The organism is Ferrimonas balearica (assembly GCF_019802055.1).
Taxonomy (GTDB): Bacteria; Pseudomonadota; Gammaproteobacteria; order Enterobacterales; family Shewanellaceae; genus Ferrimonas; species Ferrimonas balearica_A.
The window spans coordinates 104,692-122,565 of sequence record NZ_JAHVHW010000012.1 but is presented as its reverse complement, the minus strand read 5'-3'; the positions used below and the strand labels follow the sequence as shown (position 1 = coordinate 122,565).

The 17,874-nt window shown below is 59.2% G+C and carries 18 protein-coding genes and 1 other RNA gene; 5 read left to right on the top strand and 14 right to left on the bottom strand.

What is annotated here, in order from left to right; all coding sequences use genetic code 11:
• Positions 1-21: 21 nt before the first annotated feature.
• The 7 genes from KUV52_RS17385 to KUV52_RS17355 all read right to left on the bottom strand — a co-directional run bounded on the left by KUV52_RS17385 (position 22) and on the right by KUV52_RS17355 (position 5,540).
• Positions 22-186, bottom strand: coding sequence for a hypothetical protein (locus KUV52_RS17385; RefSeq protein WP_222527206.1), 165 nt, complete (start codon positions 184-186; stop codon positions 22-24).
• Between the two features lie 224 nt (positions 187-410).
• Positions 411-2,393 (bottom strand): multiheme c-type cytochrome, encoded by a 1,983-nt coding sequence (locus KUV52_RS17380; RefSeq protein ID WP_222527205.1) that lies wholly within the window; start codon positions 2,391-2,393, stop codon positions 411-413.
• 545 nt (positions 2,394-2,938) lie between these two features.
• Positions 2,939-3,223 carry a cytochrome c3 family protein gene (locus KUV52_RS17375; RefSeq protein ID WP_315900198.1) on the bottom strand — a complete coding sequence of 95 codons (285 nt, stop codon included), beginning with the start codon at positions 3,221-3,223 and terminating at the stop codon, positions 2,939-2,941.
• A 20-nt stretch (positions 3,224-3,243) separates the two neighbouring features.
• Entirely contained in the window at positions 3,244-4,206 is a 963-nt protein-coding gene (nrfD, locus tag KUV52_RS17370) for a cytochrome c nitrite reductase subunit NrfD (protein ID WP_222527204.1), read from the bottom strand.
• Positions 4,206-4,865, bottom strand: a complete 660-nt coding sequence (locus tag KUV52_RS17365) for a 4Fe-4S dicluster domain-containing protein (protein WP_222527203.1) — start codon at positions 4,863-4,865, stop codon at positions 4,206-4,208. Before KUV52_RS17365 ends, nrfD begins: the two co-directional genes overlap by 1 nt.
• Positions 4,865-5,311: a cytochrome c3 family protein gene (locus KUV52_RS17360; RefSeq protein ID WP_222527202.1), complete on the bottom strand. Its 447-nt coding sequence runs from the start codon at positions 5,309-5,311 to the stop codon at positions 4,865-4,867. Before KUV52_RS17360 ends, KUV52_RS17365 begins: the two co-directional genes overlap by 1 nt.
• A gap of 52 nt (positions 5,312-5,363) precedes the next feature.
• Entirely contained in the window at positions 5,364-5,540 is a 177-nt protein-coding gene (locus KUV52_RS17355; protein WP_222527201.1) for a hypothetical protein, read from the bottom strand.
• A 493-nt stretch (positions 5,541-6,033) separates the two neighbouring features.
• On the opposite strand from KUV52_RS17355, the gene KUV52_RS17350 reads away from it, so the two are divergent.
• Together KUV52_RS17350 and KUV52_RS17345 are read left to right on the top strand one after the other, a co-directional pair.
• Entirely contained in the window at positions 6,034-7,005 is a 972-nt protein-coding gene (locus tag KUV52_RS17350) for a LysR family transcriptional regulator (protein WP_222527200.1), read from the top strand.
• Positions 7,006-7,028: 23 nt separating this feature from the next.
• Positions 7,029-7,346, top strand: a complete 318-nt coding sequence (locus KUV52_RS17345; RefSeq protein ID WP_222527199.1) for a hypothetical protein — start codon at positions 7,029-7,031, stop codon at positions 7,344-7,346.
• Between the two features lie 82 nt (positions 7,347-7,428).
• Here KUV52_RS17345 and gcvP read toward each other — a convergent pair whose 3' ends face one another.
• From gcvP to KUV52_RS17310, 7 genes are all read right to left on the bottom strand, one after another.
• A complete protein-coding gene (gene gcvP, locus KUV52_RS17340) occupies positions 7,429-10,311 on the bottom strand; it encodes an aminomethyl-transferring glycine dehydrogenase (RefSeq protein WP_222527198.1) in 2,883 nt (960 codons plus the stop codon).
• Positions 10,312-10,386: 75 nt separating this feature from the next.
• Positions 10,387-10,776, bottom strand: coding sequence for a glycine cleavage system protein GcvH (gcvH, locus tag KUV52_RS17335; RefSeq protein WP_222527197.1), 390 nt, complete (start codon positions 10,774-10,776; stop codon positions 10,387-10,389).
• 24 nt (positions 10,777-10,800) lie between these two features.
• Positions 10,801-11,895 carry a glycine cleavage system aminomethyltransferase GcvT gene (gene gcvT / locus KUV52_RS17330; protein WP_222527196.1) on the bottom strand — a complete coding sequence of 365 codons (1,095 nt, stop codon included), beginning with the start codon at positions 11,893-11,895 and terminating at the stop codon, positions 10,801-10,803.
• Positions 11,896-12,024: 129 nt separating this feature from the next.
• Positions 12,025-13,227: an FAD-dependent monooxygenase gene (locus KUV52_RS17325; RefSeq protein ID WP_222527195.1), complete on the bottom strand. Its 1,203-nt coding sequence runs from the start codon at positions 13,225-13,227 to the stop codon at positions 12,025-12,027.
• A gap of 46 nt (positions 13,228-13,273) precedes the next feature.
• Positions 13,274-14,479, bottom strand: coding sequence for a 2-octaprenyl-6-methoxyphenyl hydroxylase (gene ubiH, locus KUV52_RS17320; RefSeq protein WP_222527194.1), 1,206 nt, complete (start codon positions 14,477-14,479; stop codon positions 13,274-13,276).
• Between the two features lie 3 nt (positions 14,480-14,482).
• Positions 14,483-15,784, bottom strand: coding sequence for a Xaa-Pro aminopeptidase (gene pepP / locus KUV52_RS17315; RefSeq protein WP_222527193.1), 1,302 nt, complete (start codon positions 15,782-15,784; stop codon positions 14,483-14,485).
• Between the two features lie 29 nt (positions 15,785-15,813).
• Complete coding sequence (locus KUV52_RS17310) at positions 15,814-16,380, bottom strand: UPF0149 family protein (RefSeq protein WP_222527192.1); 567 nt, start codon at positions 16,378-16,380, stop codon at positions 15,814-15,816.
• A gap of 184 nt (positions 16,381-16,564) precedes the next feature.
• On the opposite strand from KUV52_RS17310, the gene KUV52_RS17305 reads away from it, so the two are divergent.
• From KUV52_RS17305 to KUV52_RS17295, 3 genes are all read left to right on the top strand, one after another.
• Complete coding sequence (locus KUV52_RS17305; RefSeq protein WP_222527191.1) at positions 16,565-16,921, top strand: cell division protein ZapA; 357 nt, start codon at positions 16,565-16,567, stop codon at positions 16,919-16,921.
• Between the two features lie 31 nt (positions 16,922-16,952).
• A non-coding RNA gene (gene ssrS / locus KUV52_RS17300) (6S RNA) lies at positions 16,953-17,133 on the top strand.
• Between the two features lie 95 nt (positions 17,134-17,228).
• Positions 17,229-17,822 carry a 5-formyltetrahydrofolate cyclo-ligase gene (locus KUV52_RS17295; protein ID WP_222527190.1) on the top strand — a complete coding sequence of 198 codons (594 nt, stop codon included), beginning with the start codon at positions 17,229-17,231 and terminating at the stop codon, positions 17,820-17,822.
• Positions 17,823-17,874 lie beyond the last annotated feature (52 nt).

Sequence of the window (17,874 nt, the reverse complement as noted above, 5' to 3'; positions counted from 1 at the left end):
TAAACGACGCGGGGACCGGGTTCAGAGCTTCTGGTTCATCGCCACTGAAACCGGCGCCGAACGGCCCTGATACCACTCAATGACTCCCCAGACCAAGCCGAACAGTACAAAGGGCACCGCAAGAAAGATCACGGTATAGATAAACAGGTAGGAGAGGCCTACCACCATTACGCTGCCTAAGCTCATGATCTTCTCCTGTTGCCGTTGGACGCCCTCCCAGTAAGCCCGTTTTTATCAACGGAATAAATGGGTTAATGGCAATGTTGCCGGATCCGTATCGCTGCCGTTTCCGATAGCAAAAACGCCAATTCCGGGTTCCACAACCCTCAGTCCCCAAGCCACAAAAAAGGCCCCCGAAGGGGCCTTAACATTTGCAGGGCAGAGGGAGGTCCCTCTGGTTTGAGGCCTAATCAGCGCTCAAACACGTGGTACTTGTCGATGCCAAAGGTCTTGCCCTCAGCGTGACAGGTAGCGCAGGACTCTGCCGATTTGGTGGTGTACCAGAGCGGGTCCGCTACGGCATCGATTTCACCGCCATTCTGCGTCATGTGGTTCAGCGCCGATTCGCTGCTGTGGCAGGCAAAGCAGTTGGCGGTGATGGGGCTGGCCATCACGCCACGAGTGCCACTGTGGAACGAGCGCGCCAACATGTACTGGTTGGGAATGGCGTAGAGATCCACACCGCCAGCGTGACAGGCAACGCAGTTTTCCGCATTCAGCTTGGTGGCGGAGTTGGCGTCATCGGTGCCGATGCCGCTGCCCACACCCCAGTGCATGGAGTGGACCATCGGACCCAGACCCGGTGCAGAGCCACCGGAGTTGCGGTTCTGGCCATTGTTGTGGCACGCCAGACAATCCCAGCCACCATTCTGATAGCTGCCGTTCTTGTGATAGTTGGTCTCACTGTTGTGGCAGGTCACGCAGCTGTCTGCGGTTGCAGAGTGGCGACGGTCAAAGTCGCTGACCTCGGTAAAGGTGGGTGCCGTCACAGCCGGATCCACATCAAAGTAGTCGGTAGAGACCACAATGGAGTAGCTGGTAAAGGAGACGCCGGTGTAGCCTGCGGCATCGGAATCCTCTTCACCAAGACCAAAGGTCACCCGGGTGCTGGCCAGGAAGTTACCGGCGGTAAAGTCGGTACCATCGCTGCCTTCCACCGCCAGAAGTTGCGGGAAGCAGATGGAGCGGGTGCCATCGGCACGCTCAACGTACTGCTCGGAACCGCGACCAATGGCACGTCCGGTGATGCCCTGTCCATCGTAACCGTGGATATAGGCACCGGCATAGGTCAGCTCGTGGGTGGTGTACATATCAGCAATATTGAGCTGAGTTTCCGTTTCCCCTTCCACCTTAAACAGCTTCAGGTCGGTACACACCGCACCAGTGGTGTCAGTCCAGGTAACATCCGCATCCCAGTAGAGCGGGGATGTGGTGGTGTAGTGGCTGCTGCGAGTGGTCTCAATCTCAACCAGTCCAGCCTTATTGGCGTGGATGGCGCGGATGTCAAAGGCCGGATCCGTATTGGGGCTGATCGGCCCTACCGGCGCGCCCGGATTATGGCAGTCCACACAGCCAGGACCGGCAATGCTGGTGTTCAGCGGAGTGGTTTCGTGGCACGTGGTGCAATTCAGCACAGTGAAGTCACGCTCAAAGCCCTTGGCGGCGTGGTTCACGTGAGCAATCTTGGAGAGAGTATTGGTGGCGTAGCCGCCATTCTCGTCCGCACGGGAAACCGAGTTGTGGCACACCAGACATCCGGCGACCAGATCGCCTTCACCGTCAATGTCCATTGCCGTGTAGCTGGCGTGACGACGGGAACCGGCTGCGTAATCCACGTGGCAGGCGTTACAGGTTGCGTCACTGGTGCTGTGGGTGCCTTCAGGCTTATCCACGACCAACGGCATGGAGCGCATGATGGGTCCATTGCGGTCGCCAACACGCAGCCACAGCAGTCCCTCATCACCGGCGCTGACCTGCTCCATCGGCAGGGTTAAGGTGTACTGGCCCGGCTCACCCATCTCCAGAGTGGCGCCTTCCGTTTCCAGGGAGCCATAGCCACCCAGCGTACCCTCGCCAGTGCGGCTCAGAACGAAACCCCGTTCGGTCCAGGCGGCAAATTTCCCCTCTGCCGCATTCAGGCCAACCACCAGGGTGCCATCCTGATCGGTCACTTCAAACTCATACACCACCTGGCCATCCTCAACCGCAAAGTTGAGGATGTTTACCTGTGTGGCCTCAGTGGCTTCCACTGTGGGGGGCGGGGTGCCCGGTCCCGGCGGTCCCGGTTCGCCCGGCTTGCCCGGTGCGCCATCTTTGCCATCGTCCGCGCAGCCAGCCATGGCCATCGCGGCAGCCACCAGCAGAGCAAGGTGAGGCTTCCTGAATTGTTTCATCATCACTCCCATTATTTTTTTCCATGGTGCGTCTGCACCCTTCAAGACCATATCGAGCTGGTCGTCTTGGGGAGGTGAGTCAGTTCACTAAACCTGCCTAAATAGTCCGAACGGTACGTTCATCCACCTTGAACGATTCCATTGAACTTATGTTTCAAATATTTCAATAAAGCGGTTTATTTGTCGGAAATTATTTCCACAACAAGCGGTTTCATCTTTTTACAATGAACCTTATTTCCAGTCTATGGAATCAAGGTTTTTATATGCTGCAATACTGTTAAATTTCCGATAATGAGATCGACGAGAATTCACAACAAAATATTCTCTAAATTTTGATCACCTCTGGTTTACTTTCCATCTCGCGATACCATACCCGAAATAACTCACCTGTCGATCTATTTGGTTATTTCGTTCCAATCATTCGAAAATAGTAAACCACCCAATCCTAATAAAAGAAAAAGCCACACCTAAGTGTGGCTTTGATATCCAGTATCAAAGTACTGGAATTGAGGCGCGTCCCTGCGATGAGCTTCCTTTATTCTCGATTAATGGCAGCTCTCACACCCTTTATTCGGGTCGTGTTCCTCGTGAGTAATATGACAATCGGTACACTCCATCACGCCGGCATGATCCGCATGGACACCGCCCAGAGAGACCAGGTCGCCATGACAGTCAATGCAGGTCTGGTTTTCATGAGCCAGGTCCGTTGAAGGCGTCCCCTCCATATGGCAGCTTTCGCATCCCGCCATCTCGGTGTGGCTGTCTGCGATGGGCGTTGCCAACACGCTCATGGGCAGGGTCAGGGCAAGCAGTGCAATCAATTTTTTCACAATAGCTCCTTAACAGCAGGTCAAGCTACGGTCATCTGACCGGCATAAAGAATGAAGTGACGGAGGGCAAATACGCCGGTCAGGCTGAGCAGGCAGAGCGCCGCGACAAAACCGGATTTGGCGGTCAGACGCTTCGGCAGCGTCCACTGCAGGATCCAGGGCAGGACCATGCCGCAGAACACCACCAGCACCCAAAATACGGTGGACCAGAACTCCCCCATCAGCGCCACACGAGCGGCTTCGGCGCTGGCTCCGCCAGCAAACACCAACCCCAGAAAGAAGGTGATGAGCAGGAAGATCTCCGTCATCAATACCGGCTTCTCCAGGGTGTGGACAAAGTGGATGTCCTGACTGTGGGCTGACTCCCTGAAACAGAGCAGGCTGAACAGAATGGTGGCCGCCGCTCCGGAGGAGATCCCGGAGACCAGGAACAGCACCGGCAACACCGGATTGTTCAGCAGCGGGAACCCCTTCAGGGCCGACAGCAGGAAACCGGTGTAGGCCCCCAGCGCCACGGCCAACAGCATCAGAATCCACTGCATGCTGCCTTCCATCCGTTTGATCAAGTTCAACAGCTGGCCCAGCCAGGGCAGCTTGCGGCCAAACACCATCAGCGGTTGATGGAACAGGGCTGCCATATAGAGGAACAGCACCACGATGTAGACGGAGAGGACCATCACCCCCCAGAACATCACCGATGTGGGGTTCCAGTAGATCATCATCTTCCAGAACTCCAACGGCTTGGTGAGGTCGATGATGAGGATCCCAAGGCCCAGTATCACCGCCAACGGTGCAATCAGGGCCATCGCCTTGATGATGCCGCTGTCGGCCACCACCTGGCCGTGATACTCCCGGTACCGTTTAACGGCCATCGCAATCATCACGGCACCAGCGGAAACCCCGGCCAGAAACAGGTAGATGGCGATGGGCCAGGGCCAGACCATGGTATCGAAGTGCAATACCGAATTGATGGACGGGTTCATCAGATCACCTCCCCTTTGCCATGAGGCACCTTGTAGAGCTTGGGCCGGGTGCCCAGATCGACTTTGTCGCGATAGGTCTGACGAACCCGCAGCAGCTGAACAATCTCGCTGTTGGGGTCATTCAGATCGCCGAAGGTCAGCGCCTTGGTGGGACACGCTTCCACGCAAGCGGGCGGGAGCCCTTGCTCCAGGCGGCTCTTGCGGCAGAAGTCGCACTTGTCCACCGCCTTGGTGACCGGGTCGACATAGCGAACGCGATAGGGGCACGCTGCGATGCAGTACTGGCAACCCACACACTTGTCCGGATTCACATCCACCACACCCTTTTCATCCCGGAAGCAGGCTCCGGTGGGACAGACTGCGATGCAGGCCGCCGTCTCGCAGTGGACGCAGCTCTTACGATCAAAGCGGTAGTTGGTATCGGCGCCCTCTCCGTAGGGACCGCTTCGTTTGATCTTAAGGCGGGTCACTCCCTCGGGAACCTGGTTAGCCTCACGACACGCCTGAGAACAGGCCTCGCAGCCGATACAGCGGGTCTGGTCAAACACCATCGCCAGATTTTGCTCTCCCGGAGTGGCACTGCTGCTGCAACCGCTGAGGCTGACGACGGGAATCGTCAGTGCACTGACGGTCAGGAAACGTCTTCTGGATAGGCTCATCACTGCACCTCCACCTTAGTCATGCTGCTGTGGCAATCCACACAGGTTTGGGTTCGGGACCGCTCAGACAGACCCTGCATTGGGTCATCGGCGGGGTGCAGTTGGTGGCAGGCCGCGCAACTCAGCCGGGTCAGGTGAACATCGTGAGTCCACTCCGCCTGGCGCAGCTTGCTGGCACTGTGGCAGCGCACACAGCCGGCGTTCTGGTCAGCCACAGGCGTCTTACTGTCCTGACCAAAATAAACCAGCGCTTGCTTGTTGCGTGGGTGACCATCCTGTTCACCGTGGCAACGCACACAGCTCAAGCCGTCACTGCCAATCTGACTGTGACGCCCCTCCATGGTGCCGTTCCGTTTGTGGCAGCGCATGCAGGCGTCGTCGGAGGCGAATGCTTGGCCGGACAGCCCCAGCACCGCCATTAACGCGAAGAAAAAGGTTCTGCTCATCTCATCCTCAATCCATTCAAAAAGGCGCCGTAAAACGGCGCCCTCTGGCTGGTCAGTGACCCAAGGCCTTATGTTGAGCCTGGTGGGCCTCGCCCTCCTGCTCTTCCTTCTTGAAGTACTCATATCCCCCCAGCACCAAGGCAGAGATCAAATAGGGCACACCAATAAAGAGAACAAAGAAAAGGAACAGATAAGGAACCACTACAGATAAGAAAGTACCGAAGCTCATAGTAACCTCCTGGTTATCATGGGGAGCCTCTTTGGGAGTATTCCCAATCCCCGAGGTCATTATTAAGTCGAGCTTCTCCTGCGTAACTTGATCTTGATCAGCAATATTTTCTCACTCTAAAAGCGTGTTTTAAAAACAAGAAATCCATTCCAATTACAATATCACCAAAGTTCATATTCCAATTTACAAATCAATAAGCACAAAAGTGGAATTCCAGAAACAGGAATTTTGGTCAAAATGTAACAAAGTTTGACGCAACATCATGTTAACCGATGGCACAACTCGAACATCCTTTTCTATTGTTGAGCACCATCCCACTTCAGATCACGAACGCCGTATCCTGACAAAATAATCTGTGAACTTTTGTTCTAGGACACATTTACAGCACTTGCTATCCGATATTTTAATTTTCGACATAATTACATTGTTAATTAAACCGGGGGCACAAATGGACAAGATGCGGGATATCAATTTATTTACCATCCGAGTATTCGTGATGGTCTATGAATCGTTGAATTCGCTCTCGGTGGCCAACGCTCTCAACGTCGCCCCTTCCAAGATCAGTCGCTGCCTGAGTGCACTGAGGCACGCCCTGGGGGATCCGCTGTTTATTCGCCGGCAGTACGGCTTTGAACCCACGCCCACTGCGGACAAGCTTTACCCCTATTTTCAGCAGATCCTCTGCCTGTTGGGACAGATCAACGAGAACACCAACGACACCTCAACCCCGCCGCAGCGCCACTATGTGATCTACGCGCCACCCACCCTCTCCTGCCGATTGGGCAGCGTGCTCAAACGGCGCGCTGATGAGGAGGGCAAAGAGCTGTCCCTCAGCGTGCGTCCCCTCTCCGCCAGTGGCCCTGAAGATCTGCTGCAGGGGCGGGCTGACCTGATGCTCAGCTTTAAGGCCAGCGAAAAGGAGCGCCTCAGTTCCCGCTTTATCACTACCGGAGAGCTGCTTTACGTTGTGGCGCGAGACGACCACCCGGTCTGGCAGCGTCCTCCCAACAACATGCTGGATGCCATCATCAATTACCCCTTCCTGGTCACCGAATGCCCGGCGTTTAACGATCGCATCGATCCTCTGGAACTCTACGCCATGGACCAGGGCCGCCATCTGAAGCTGGCAGGTAAAGCGGGGGTATTGTCCGAGGTCAGTGATTACCTGATGGACAGCGATGCCATCACCTTTATCGGCGCCCGTACCGCCGCCGAGTACCTGGCTCACTTTCCCGGTATCAGCATCCGCCAGATGTCCGAACCCGAATTCCAGCTGCTGCACGATCGCTGCCCGCCCCCCAATTACTACCTGATTGGTCGCAAAGAGGAAGGCAGTGTCCCCAGTTGGTTGGTGGAGACCCTGTGTGAGTTTGTTCACGAATCGGTCACCGAAACGGAAGGCGCGCACCACAAAGGGGCAAATGACATATTTCCGTCACATTTGCGACCTAGCATGGCGCCCTGACCCAGCCACCTTCGGAGCCCATTGTGTCCACTGCCGTACTGACGCCAACCCGTCACCTCGCCCCCTGGCGTGCACTCAATGCCCGCCTGCGCGCCCTGCGGCTAGCCCGCTCGCGTCGCCAGCGGATGCAGCAACTGGCGCAACGGGTACAGTGGCTGGAGGAGTGTCTGCCCTCAGAGACGGAGCATGGGCGTGACGTCCGTTACTGCAGTCGTGGCTACGACTTGATGGAGCGCGGCTCGGCGCTGCTGGTGCGCTGGTCCGAGTGCCCCAGCCCCCGCGATGACGCTGACCTAAGACAGTGGCACAGCGAGTTCGAGCAGCTACACCCATCCGATTGAGCGCCGCGCTCCACTGGCGCAGAGGAAAAGACCCACAAAAAAGCCCCGGCCTAGGCCGGGGCTTTGCTATTCAGCACACTGCTCAGTCCTGATAGGCATCCATCGGAACACAAGCACAGAACAGGTTTCGGTCACCAAACACATCGTCGATGCGGTTTACTGTAGGCCAGAACTTGTTGCCGCGGATCTCTTCAACCGGGAACACCGCCTCTTCACGGGAGTAGGGGCGCTGATCGAAGGCCGGATCCATGATGTCATCCAGAGTGTGCGGTGCATTGCGAAGCGGGTTGTTGTCCGCCGGCCATTCGCCGCGACCGACTTTGGCGATCTCCTCACGGATGCTCACCATGGCGTGAATAAAGCGATCCAGCTCCGCCTTGGACTCGGACTCAGTGGGCTCCACCATCAGGGTGCCCGCGACCGGGAAGCTCATGGTCGGAGCGTGGAAGCCGTAATCCATCAGACGCTTGGCCACGTCCATCTCAGAGACACCGGTCTCCTCTTTCAGCGGACGCAGGTCGATGATGCACTCGTGTGCTACACGATCGTTACGCCCGGTGTAGAGGATCGGGTAGTGCTTGCCCAGCTCTGCCGCCAGGTAGTTGCCGTTCAGCATCGCCACCTGGGTGGATTCGGTCAGGCCACGGCTGCCCAGCATCACCGTGTACATCCAGCTGATCGGCAGGATGGAGGCACTGCCATACTGCGCGGCGGAAACCGCACCGTTGCTCTCTGCTTCACCGCCGATCTTCACCACGCTGTGACCCGCGATGTAGGGCGCCAGGTGCGCTTTCACGCCGATCGGCCCCATGCCCGGGCCACCACCACCGTGGGGGATGGCAAAGGTCTTGTGCAGGTTGAGGTGGGACACGTCAGAGCCGATCAGGCCCGGAGAGGTCACGCCCACCTGGGCGTTCATGTTGGCGCCATCCATGTACACCTGGCCACCGTGCTGGTGGATCAGATCGCAGATGTCGCGGATCTGCTCCTCATACACCCCATGGGTGGAGGGGTAGGTGATCATGATGCAGGAGAGGCGATCGGAATATTCCTCGGCCTTGGCTTTCAGGTCAGCCATGTCCACGGTGCCGTCTTTGGCGCTGGCCACAACCACAACCTTCAGGCTGGTCAGCATGGCGGACGCGGGGTTGGTGCCGTGGGCAGAAGCGGGGATCAGACACACATCGCGGTGGCCCTGACCGATCGCTTCCTGGTACTTCTTGATCGCTACCAGACCGGCGTACTCACCCTGAGCACCAGAGTTGGGCTGCATCGACATGGCGTCGTAACCGGTGATGTCCAGCAGGTACTCCGCCAGGCTGTCCACCAGTTCACGGTAACCCTGAGCTTGCTCTTGCGGACAGAAGGGGTGCAGGTTGGCAAACTCCGGCCAGCTGACCGGCATCATCTCCGCAGTGGCGTTGAGCTTCATGGTGCAGGAGCCCAGAGAGATCATGGAGTGGTTCAGCGCCAGATCCTTGCCTTCAAGACGGCGGATGTAGCGCAGCATCTCGGTTTCGCTGTGGTACTGATTGAACACCGGGTGGGTCAGGATCGCGCCCTGACGCAGCACACGCTCATCCAGCACGGAATCCACCATGCCATCCACGGCATCGACACTCAGCTCGTGGTCGTCACCCAACAGCACGTCCCACAGCAGGGCGATGTCCGCCGCAGTGGTGGTTTCATCCAGGCTGACGCCCAGAGTGTCCGCCAGATCGACACGCAGGTTCAGCTTAGCGGCATCGGCGCGAGCCAGCACCGCATCGCGGTCCGCCACTTCCAGCGTCAGGGTGTCGAACCAGCTGCTGTTTTTCACTTTGACGCCACGCTGCATCAAACCGGCCGCCAGTACGGAGGTCAGGCGGTGAGTGCGCTCGGCAATCTTGGTCAGCCCTTGCGGACCGTGGTAGACGGCATAGAAGGACGCCATGTTGGCCAGCAGCACCTGAGCGGTACAGATGTTGGAGTTGGCCTTCTCACGGCGAATGTGCTGCTCACGGGTCTGCATCGCCATACGCAGGGCGGCTTTGCCACGGGTGTCCTTGGACACACCGATGATGCGGCCCGGCATGGAGCGCTTGTGGGCATCGCGGGTGGCAAAGAAGGCAGCGTGCGGGCCACCATAGCCCATCGGCACACCGAAGCGCTGCGCGGAGCCGAACACCACGTCTGCGCCCCACTCGCCCGGGGCAGCCAGCTTAACCAGCGCCAGCAGATCAGAGGCAACGCACACCAGCGCTTTCTTCTCATGCAGAGCGTCAGTCAAGGCGCGATAGTCGTTCACCTCACCCAACTGGTTGGGGTATTGGAACAGGGCACCGAATACGTCGTGTTCGGTAGCGGTTTTGGCGGGGCCAACCACCACGTCCAGGCCCAGCATCTCGGCACGGGTTTTTACCACGTCCAGAGTCTGGGGGAACACGTCGTCGGCCACAAAGAACAGATCCGACTTTTTGTTTTTGGAGGTGCGCTTGGCCAGCGCCATCGCTTCCGCAGCTGCGGTCGCTTCATCCAGCAGGGACGCGGAAGCCAGATCCAGTCCGGTCAGGTCCATGGTGAGTTGCTGGAAGTTCAGGATCGCTTCCAGACGGCCCTGGGCGATCTCTGGTTGATAGGGGGTATAAGCGGTATACCAGCCCGGGTTTTCCAGGACATTACGCTGAATCACGTGGGGGACGAGGGTGCCGTAGTAGCCCATGCCGATGTAGTTCTTACGGACTTCATTCTTGCTGGCAATGGCTTTCAGGCGAGCCAGGGCGTCCACCTCGGAGGTGGGCAGGCCAACGGACAGTTCGCGGCCAAGACGGATCCCTTCGGGAACGATCTGGGCGGTCAGGTCTTCCAGGCTGTCGGCACCGATGGCGCTCAGCATCGCTTTCTGTTCGGTGGCGTCCGGGCCGATGTGGCGGCGCAGGAACTCATCGTGAGTATCCAGCTGCGCCAGGGTCAACTTCTCGTTCATGCTTGACGATTTCCTTTGGGTACAGAATGCCAAACAAACGAAGCCCCGTTTGGGGCTTCGTTGTTGTTTTTATTATTATTCTTCGTCGATGAGGGCCTGGTAGCCTTCTGCATCCAGCAGTTCGGCCAACTCAGACTCGTCACTGGCCTTAACGCGGAACAGCCAGCCATCACCGTAAGGGTCGCTGTTTACCTGCTCCGGGCTGTCTTCCAGCTCTTCGTTCACCGCCACGATCTCACCGGTCAGCGGGCTGTATACGTCGGAGGCAGCCTTAACGGATTCTGCCACAGCGCAATCTTCACCGGCATTCACTTCGTCACCCACTTCCGGCAACTCAACGAATACCATGTCACCCAGCAGTTCCTGAGCGTGCTCGGAGATCCCAATGGTGTAAGTGCCATCGCCTTCGGCACGAATCCACTCATGGGAGTTGGTGAACTTCAGTTCAGAAGGAATGTTGCTCATGTTGTCGCTTCCCTATCAGCAAGATCAAAAGGCTTTTTGGCCGTTACGAACGAAGCAGGGTTTCACCACCTGCACCGTCACGCGCTTTTTCCGCATCTCCACTTCGGCCTGCTCGCTAATGCCAGCGGGCACCCGTGCCATAGCAATGGCATGGCCCAGGGTGGGAGAGAAGGTGCCGGAGGTGATCACCCCCTCGCGCTCAACGCCATCGGCGTCGGTAAAGAATACGCTCAGACCGCTGCGCAGTACGCCCTTTTCGGTCATCACCAGGCCAACCAGCTTGTCGGTGCCTGCGGCTTTTGCCGCCACCAGGGCTTCGCGGCCGATAAAGTCACGCTCCGCCGGTTCCCAAGCGATGGTCCAGCCCATGTTAGCAGCCAACGGGTTAACGCTCTCGTCCATGTCCTGACCGTACAGGTTCATGCCCGCTTCCAGACGCAGGGTATCCCGCGCGCCCAGACCGGCGGGCTTAACGCCTGCTTCCAGCAGCGCCTGCCACAGGTCAGCGGCCTGCGCTTCCGGCATCACGATCTCATAGCCTGCCTCACCGGTGTAGCCGGTGGTGGCGATAAAGAGGTCACCGCTCTGCACACCGAAGAAGGGCTTCATCCCCTCAACGGCCGCGTTCTGCTCGTCGTTGAAGACGGCTGCCGCTTTGGCTTTGGCGTTGGGGCCCTGCACAGCGATCATCGCCAGTTCAGGACGCTCGGTGATGGTAACGGAATAGGATTTGGCCTGAAGACCGATCCACTCCAGGTCTTTCTCCCGGGTGGCGGAGTTCACCACCAGACGGTAGTGAGTGTCGGAGAGGTAGTAGGTGATGAGATCGTCGATGACCCCACCCTGCTCGTTCAGCATGCCGCCGTACAGAGCCTTACCGGGGACAGTCAGCTTGGCCACGTCATTGGCCAGCAACTTACGCAGGAAATCACGGGCATCGGCGCCCTCAACGTCCACCACGGTCATGTGGGAAACGTCGAACATGCCGGCGTCCTGACGCACCTGGTGGTGTTCTTCCACCTGTGAGCCATAGTGCAGCGGCATGTCCCAACCGTGGAAATCCACCATTTTAGCGCCGGATTCCAGATGCTTATCGTAGAGTACAGTCTTGCTTGCCATATCGGTTCCTTGGAAAGGCTATAGCGGCGACCTTCAACGCAGGGCGTTCACCCTGAGCGCTGGATCACATTGTTCTTTTTCGGCGCATTATACCGATCACATATTCTTTGTATACAATTCATCCGCTCGTTAGCGGTTCCAGGATACAAGGCTCTGAGAACCCAGTCCCAGAGCGTGACTTAGCAGCCGTTTCTTCAGCGGCATAGCATGATCCACCAGACTCAGCCCCAGATCCCGAACCCCTTTTTTCACCGGGTTGCTGCCATCAAACAGCCAGCGGAATCCATCCATCGCAGCCAGCATCTCCTGGGCTGCCGCTTTGCGGGCACGGCCGTAACGGTTCAGCAGGCGCAGCTCACCCGGATCCCGGTCACGGTATTGGGCCAGCAGAGTGACCAGTGCCTGGCTGTCGCCAAAGCCCAGATTGACGCCCTGCCCCGCCAGCGGGTGAATGGTGTGGGCCGCATCGCCCATCAGCGCCAGACGCGGGCGAACAAAATCTCGGGCGTAGCGCATGGTCAGCGGGAAGGTGGCGCGTTCAGAAGCCAGGCTCAGGGCGCCGAGACGGGCTTCGGTCGCCGCAGTCAGACGCTGACCAAAAGTTTGCGCATCCACCGCCGCCAGCTCAGTTGCCTGCTCCGGCGGACAGGACCAGACGATGGAACAGAGGTTCGGATCCGCCAGCGGCAACAGGGCCAGCGGGCCCTGCGGCAGAAACACCTGACGGGCCACCTGGTCATGGGGACGTTGAGTGCGGATGGTCGCCACCAGCGCGTGATGGCCATAGTCCCGGAACGTCAGCGGTACCTGCGCCTGCTGACGCACCCAGGAGTGCGCACCATCGGCTCCCACCAACAGGCGAGCGCTGAGCAGGGTGTCGTCTTCGAGGGTCAGCCAGGCTTCCCGCTCTCCCAGCGCCATCGCCTTAGGCTTGGTGCTGTGCAGGGTCAGGTTGCTCTGCCGCTCCGCCACCAGCCACAGGGCATGGGCGATGGCGCGATTTTCGATGATGTGGCCCAGATTGGGCTCATCCAGATCCGCCGCTTCAAAGCCGATCTTACCCAGGCTGTCCTTGTCCCAGACCGCCATGGCGGTGTAGGGCCCAAGTCGCTCCGCAGGCAGGTTCTGCCAGGCACCCAGCTCCCGTAACCAGCGCTCGCTGGCCCGGTTAATGGCGGACACCCGCAGATCCGGTTCGCCACTCGGCGCCTCCGGACGGTATGGGTCGATCACCGCCACCTGGAATCCGGCCTTGGCCAGACCCACACCGGTGGCCATTCCCACCATGCCGCCACCGACAATGGCGATATCCACAGTACCGGTTTTCATCATGCTGGCCGCTCCTGGCCACGAAGGCGTGTCATGGTTACCTCACGGATCATTGGGGACGTCCCCCGAACCAGCCCATGGCACCTTTCGCCAGGCCGGCTTTGATATCAGGAAACAGGGCCAGCGCCAGCAGGCCCAGGTTTCGGCCCAGCGCGACAGGCCGAACCGAATTGGAAAAGAGTTTGACCAGCGCGTCGGTGGCGCCGGTGACCCGTGCCCGGTCCGGGGCACGCTGTTCGGCGTAGGCCGCCAGCACACGGAAGGCACCGGGATCGGCACTCTGCTGCAGCGCCTCATTAAGCTGATCCGCCAGCGCTTCCACATCCCTCAGCCCAAGGTTGAACCCCTGGCCTGCGATGGGATGAACGGTTTGCGCCGCATTACCCACCAGCACACAGCGATGATGGGTGGTGCGTTCCGCCTGACAGAGCGCCAAGGGGTACTGGGCGCGCTGCCCCACTTTGGTCAACCGACCCAGGCGGTAGCCAAAGGCACTCTGCAGTTCGTTCAGAAACGCGTCTTCGTCAAGCTGATGCCGACGCTCCGCCTGTTCCGGAGTCTGCACCCACACCAGGGAGTAACGCCGCTCATTCATCGGCAGCAGCGCCAATGGCCCTTCGCGGGTGAAACGCTCAAAGGCGATGCCCGGGTTGTCCTCGCAGCTGATGTTGGCGATCAACGCATGTTGGCCATAGGGGTGACGTTCCAACGGGATGCCAAGCTGCTCACGCACCACTGACCCGGTACCGTCAGCGCCCACCACCAGACGGGCTTCCAGGGTTTCGCCGGAGCGCAGCGTCAACGCCACCCTCTCCTGACGCTGTTCCAGCGATGCCAGACCGTCGGGACAGTAGAGCCGGACATTGTCGTGACGGGCCAACGCCTGCCACAACACGGGGCCAACCCGCTCCAGCTCCACCACCTGGCCCAGCGCCTCCACCCCGTACTCTTCAGCGCTCATGGTCAGCCCGCCGAAGTGACCGCGATCGGACACCTGGATCTGCGCAATAGCCTGAGCATGGGGACGTAGGCCAGGCCAGAGGCCGAGGCGCGCCAACCGGCGCACCGACCCTTCGGCGAGTGCGATGGCGCGACTGTCGTAGCCGGGGTGACTCGGCTCAGCGGCCGGGTGGGCTTCAATCAGGGCAATGGACCAGCGCGCCCCATCCGGGCGACGCTGTGCCGCCAGCGCCAGCGCCAGGGTTGCCCCCGCCATAGCGCCGCCGACAATGGCAATATCGAACTGCTCTGCCATAGGTTAACCGGCCATCAGGGCCTCAATCTCCTCAATCTCTTTCGGCACATCCGCGGTCAGGTTACGGTGACCATCCTCAGTAATCAGGATGTCATCCTCAACCCGCACGCCGATGCCACGCCAGCGGGGATCCACCTCCGCATCCGGGCCAATATAGAGGCCCGGCTCCACGGTGATCACCATGCCCGGCTCCAGCTGACGGCCGCGATCCGGGGTGTGGTAATCGCCCACGTCATGCACATCAATGCCCAGCCAGTGGCCGAGACCATGCATGTAGTAAGGCTTGTAGGCCTCCTGCTCGATCAGTGCATCCACCTCGCCTTCCAGGATCCCCAGCTCAACCAGACCAGAGACCAGAATGGTCAGGGCCACCCCGTTGGCGTCCTTGATCGATACGCCGGGCTTGAGCATGGCAACAGCCGCCTTTTCGGCATCCAGAACGATCTGGTAGAGGGCTTTCTGGTCCTCGGTGAACTTGCCGTTCACCGGGAAGGTGCGGGTGATGTCTGCCGCGTAGCCTTCAAACTCACAACCGGCGTCAATCAGCACCAGGTCGCCGTCGTTCAGCGGGGCATCGTTTTCGGTGTAGTGCAGGATGCAGGCGTTATCGCCCGCACCAACGATGCTGTTGTAGGCCATGTCACGGGCACCAGCCATGGCACACTCATGGCGGATCTCCGCCTCAAGCTGATACTCATACAAGCCCGGCTGACAGGCCTGCATGGCACGGATATGGGCACGGGCACTGATCCGGGCCGCTTCCGCCATCAGCGCAATCTCCGGCTCGGATTTAAACAGGCGCAGCTCATGCAGCAGCGGGCGCAGATCCTGCATCTTGGCCGGTGCCACCAAACCCTGGCGGAAGCCGCCACGCAGTTTGGCCAGAAGATCCCCAATCAGGTTGTCGCTGCGCTCGCTGTGACCGGGCAGATAGGCCAAGTTATCCGCGCCACTGACCAGCCCCGCCAGCTCGCTTTCCAGCTCAGCCACCTCAAACGCCAGGTCGACACCCAGTGTTTCAGCCGCTTTGTCCTTACCCAGACGGCGACCATGCCAGATCTCCGCCAGCTTATCGCTGGGACGGACAAAGATGATCGACTCGGGGGTTTGGCCCGGGCGCAGCACCAGTACCGCATCCGGCTCGTTAAAGCCGGTCAGGTAGAAGAAGTCACTATCCTGACGGAAGTGGTACTCGGTGTCGTTGGAGCGGGTGGCTTCCACCGCAGCACTCAGTACCACAACACTGCCCTCGGGCAGTTCAGCCATCAGCGCCCGACGGTGGGCAGCAAAATCGATTCGTTCCATCTTGGGGGATCCCTGTTTTCTGTTGTTTATCAGTGCAGCGTCTTGGGCGCCGCTTCTTCGTCCAGTCCCCGGAATTCCCGCAGGCATTCCCAGGCGGCGATACGTGCATGTTCCACCAGGGCAGCAAAGCCCTCTTCGTTCTCTTCGTTTTCCTCAACCTCCAACTCCACCTGAGTGAAGTCAGTCAGATCCTGGATAAGCTCCTTAACGTCACCGGAGGCTTTATCCAGCGCCGGCTGCATGATCGCCAGCCCGGTCAGGAAGCTCTGAACCCAGTTGATGAATGCCTCGAGACGATCCTGCAGCGGGTCGTCCTCGTCCGCCAGCATGGGGGTAAAGCTCATGGCGGGGTCAACCAACGTGTTGATCACATCCAGGTAGAGCTCCTTGACGATGGTCATCAGCGGCTCCGGCGCCGGCTCACCATCATTAACCAGTTCCAGGAAAGGCTTTTGCCAACTCTTGCCGTCCATGGGCACACCGCCACAGACCAGCCCGGTCAGTACGCCGTGCACTTCGGCAGGCAGTACCGCGATTTTGGCGTCGTCGAGGGCAGTTTGCAGTTTGCTCAGCAGCAGAGGGGAGGTGCATTTCATGGGTTGAAGATCCGCGGTTACAAGTGGGCCCATGCTATCATGGCGAAAGTGGCGGCACCATCAGCATCATCCCGGGCAACAACACCCTATCCGGCCAACAAAAAACCGGTACGGATCGCCCCCGCTGGCGGCCACGGCAGCCCTGTATTATAGTCGCCATCCCAAGGCGCACCGGAGCAGCTAAATGAGTAACAAGACACTGGAAATCCACCTTTTGGGCAAGTCATTCTCCGTGGCCTGCCCTCCTGGCCAGGAAAACCAGCTGCGCATGGTGGCGGAGCAACTGGGCCAGCGCCTGGATCAGCTGCGTCAGCGCACCGGTACCGGCAACCTTGAACAGTTGGCGGTGATGGCCGCGCTCAACCTGAGCCACGAGCTGATGATGACACAACAGCAGCAGTCCATCGCCCAGCGCCAGTTGGAAACCCGCATTCAGGTGCTTCAGGACGCCATTGAACAGGCTTTGTCCGAACGCTTGCAAAACCGTCCGAAAGGGGTTGAAGCCGACTCAGCCAACCCATACACTGACCAGGACGGTTAGGAAACGCCTTCGGTTTTTCCTACACTGGATACGCTCCCTGAGGTGTTCGCCAGCGGTACATGTCCCTGGCCGATGCTTAAATCTTTAGGGTGTTCCGCTTCATGCGGCTGTGCAGGCTCGGTGTTTCCGAGAAGCCGAAAGCGTGAATGGTTCACCCGCCCTGAACCTACGGTTCACGGGCGTCACACCGCAGCGGCATCCCCGGGGAGCACTATCCACCCTCTCAGGCCATTCCGGCCTCTCGCATCCCTTGTCTTCCCCGCCTGGAAAAGGCACCCTGAGTCCACGGTATCCTGTGGAGTCATCCATGTCTGTTGATCCCCTATCCCGCGCCGCCTGCCGCCATCAGTTGCGCCAAGCCCGCAAAGCCCTCAGCCCTGAGGCGCAAAAGGCCGCCGCCATCGGTCTGGCCCAACATCTGCCCGATCATACCCTGGTTCAGCACGCCCAAACGGTGGCACTCTACATCGCCAACGACGGTGAACTCGATCCACACGTTCTGGCCGAGGTGCTCCACACCAGGGGCAAGCGCCTGGCCCTGCCGGTGCTGCATCCGTTTCACTCCCAACACCTGCTGTTTCTTGAGTACCAGCCCGGCCAGCCGATGCAGCCAAACCGGTTTGGCATTCCCGAGCCGGAGTTGAACAAAACCCGGGTGGTGCCGATGGCGGAGCTTGATCTGATCCTATTGCCGCTGGTGGGCTTTGATGATGCCGGTAACCGGATGGGGATGGGGGGCGGATTCTACGATCGCACCCTGGGCTGCTTCGATATGGCCGCCCGTCCCAGACTGATTGGCCTGGCCCATGAGTGCCAGCGGGTTCATCAGTTGCCTGTGGCGCCCTGGGATGTGCCGATGGATGCCATCGCGACTGCCGAGGGGCTGCTTAAGTTGAGTTAATCCCTCTTGCCGAGGCATGGGGCCATGGCATAATGCCGGCCCCTTTTTTGTG

Excerpts from the sequence above, each read along its gene's own strand:
- KUV52_RS17385 (WP_222527206.1), bottom strand. The coding sequence starts at position 186 with ATGAGCTTAGGCAGCGTAATGGTGGTAGGCCTCTCCTACCTGTTTATC.
- KUV52_RS17380 (WP_222527205.1), bottom strand. The coding sequence starts at position 2,393 with ATGAAACAATTCAGGAAGCCTCACCTTGCTCTGCTGGTGGCTGCCGCG.
- nrfD (WP_222527204.1), bottom strand. The coding sequence starts at position 4,206 with ATGAACCCGTCCATCAATTCGGTATTGCACTTCGATACCATGGTCTGG.
- KUV52_RS17365 (WP_222527203.1), bottom strand. The coding sequence starts at position 4,865 with ATGAGCCTATCCAGAAGACGTTTCCTGACCGTCAGTGCACTGACGATT.
- KUV52_RS17360 (WP_222527202.1), bottom strand. The coding sequence starts at position 5,311 with ATGAGCAGAACCTTTTTCTTCGCGTTAATGGCGGTGCTGGGGCTGTCC.
- KUV52_RS17355 (WP_222527201.1), bottom strand. The coding sequence starts at position 5,540 with ATGAGCTTCGGTACTTTCTTATCTGTAGTGGTTCCTTATCTGTTCCTT.
- gcvP (WP_222527198.1), bottom strand. The coding sequence starts at position 10,311 with ATGAACGAGAAGTTGACCCTGGCGCAGCTGGATACTCACGATGAGTTC.
- gcvH (WP_222527197.1), bottom strand. The coding sequence starts at position 10,776 with ATGAGCAACATTCCTTCTGAACTGAAGTTCACCAACTCCCATGAGTGG.
- gcvT (WP_222527196.1), bottom strand. The coding sequence starts at position 11,895 with ATGGCAAGCAAGACTGTACTCTACGATAAGCATCTGGAATCCGGCGCT.
- KUV52_RS17325 (WP_222527195.1), bottom strand. The coding sequence starts at position 13,227 with ATGATGAAAACCGGTACTGTGGATATCGCCATTGTCGGTGGCGGCATG.
- ubiH (WP_222527194.1), bottom strand. The coding sequence starts at position 14,479 with ATGGCAGAGCAGTTCGATATTGCCATTGTCGGCGGCGCTATGGCGGGG.
- pepP (WP_222527193.1), bottom strand. The coding sequence starts at position 15,784 with ATGGAACGAATCGATTTTGCTGCCCACCGTCGGGCGCTGATGGCTGAA.
- KUV52_RS17310 (WP_222527192.1), bottom strand. The coding sequence starts at position 16,380 with ATGAAATGCACCTCCCCTCTGCTGCTGAGCAAACTGCAAACTGCCCTC.
- KUV52_RS17305 (WP_222527191.1), top strand. The coding sequence starts at position 16,565 with ATGAGTAACAAGACACTGGAAATCCACCTTTTGGGCAAGTCATTCTCC.
- KUV52_RS17295 (WP_222527190.1), top strand. The coding sequence starts at position 17,229 with ATGTCTGTTGATCCCCTATCCCGCGCCGCCTGCCGCCATCAGTTGCGC.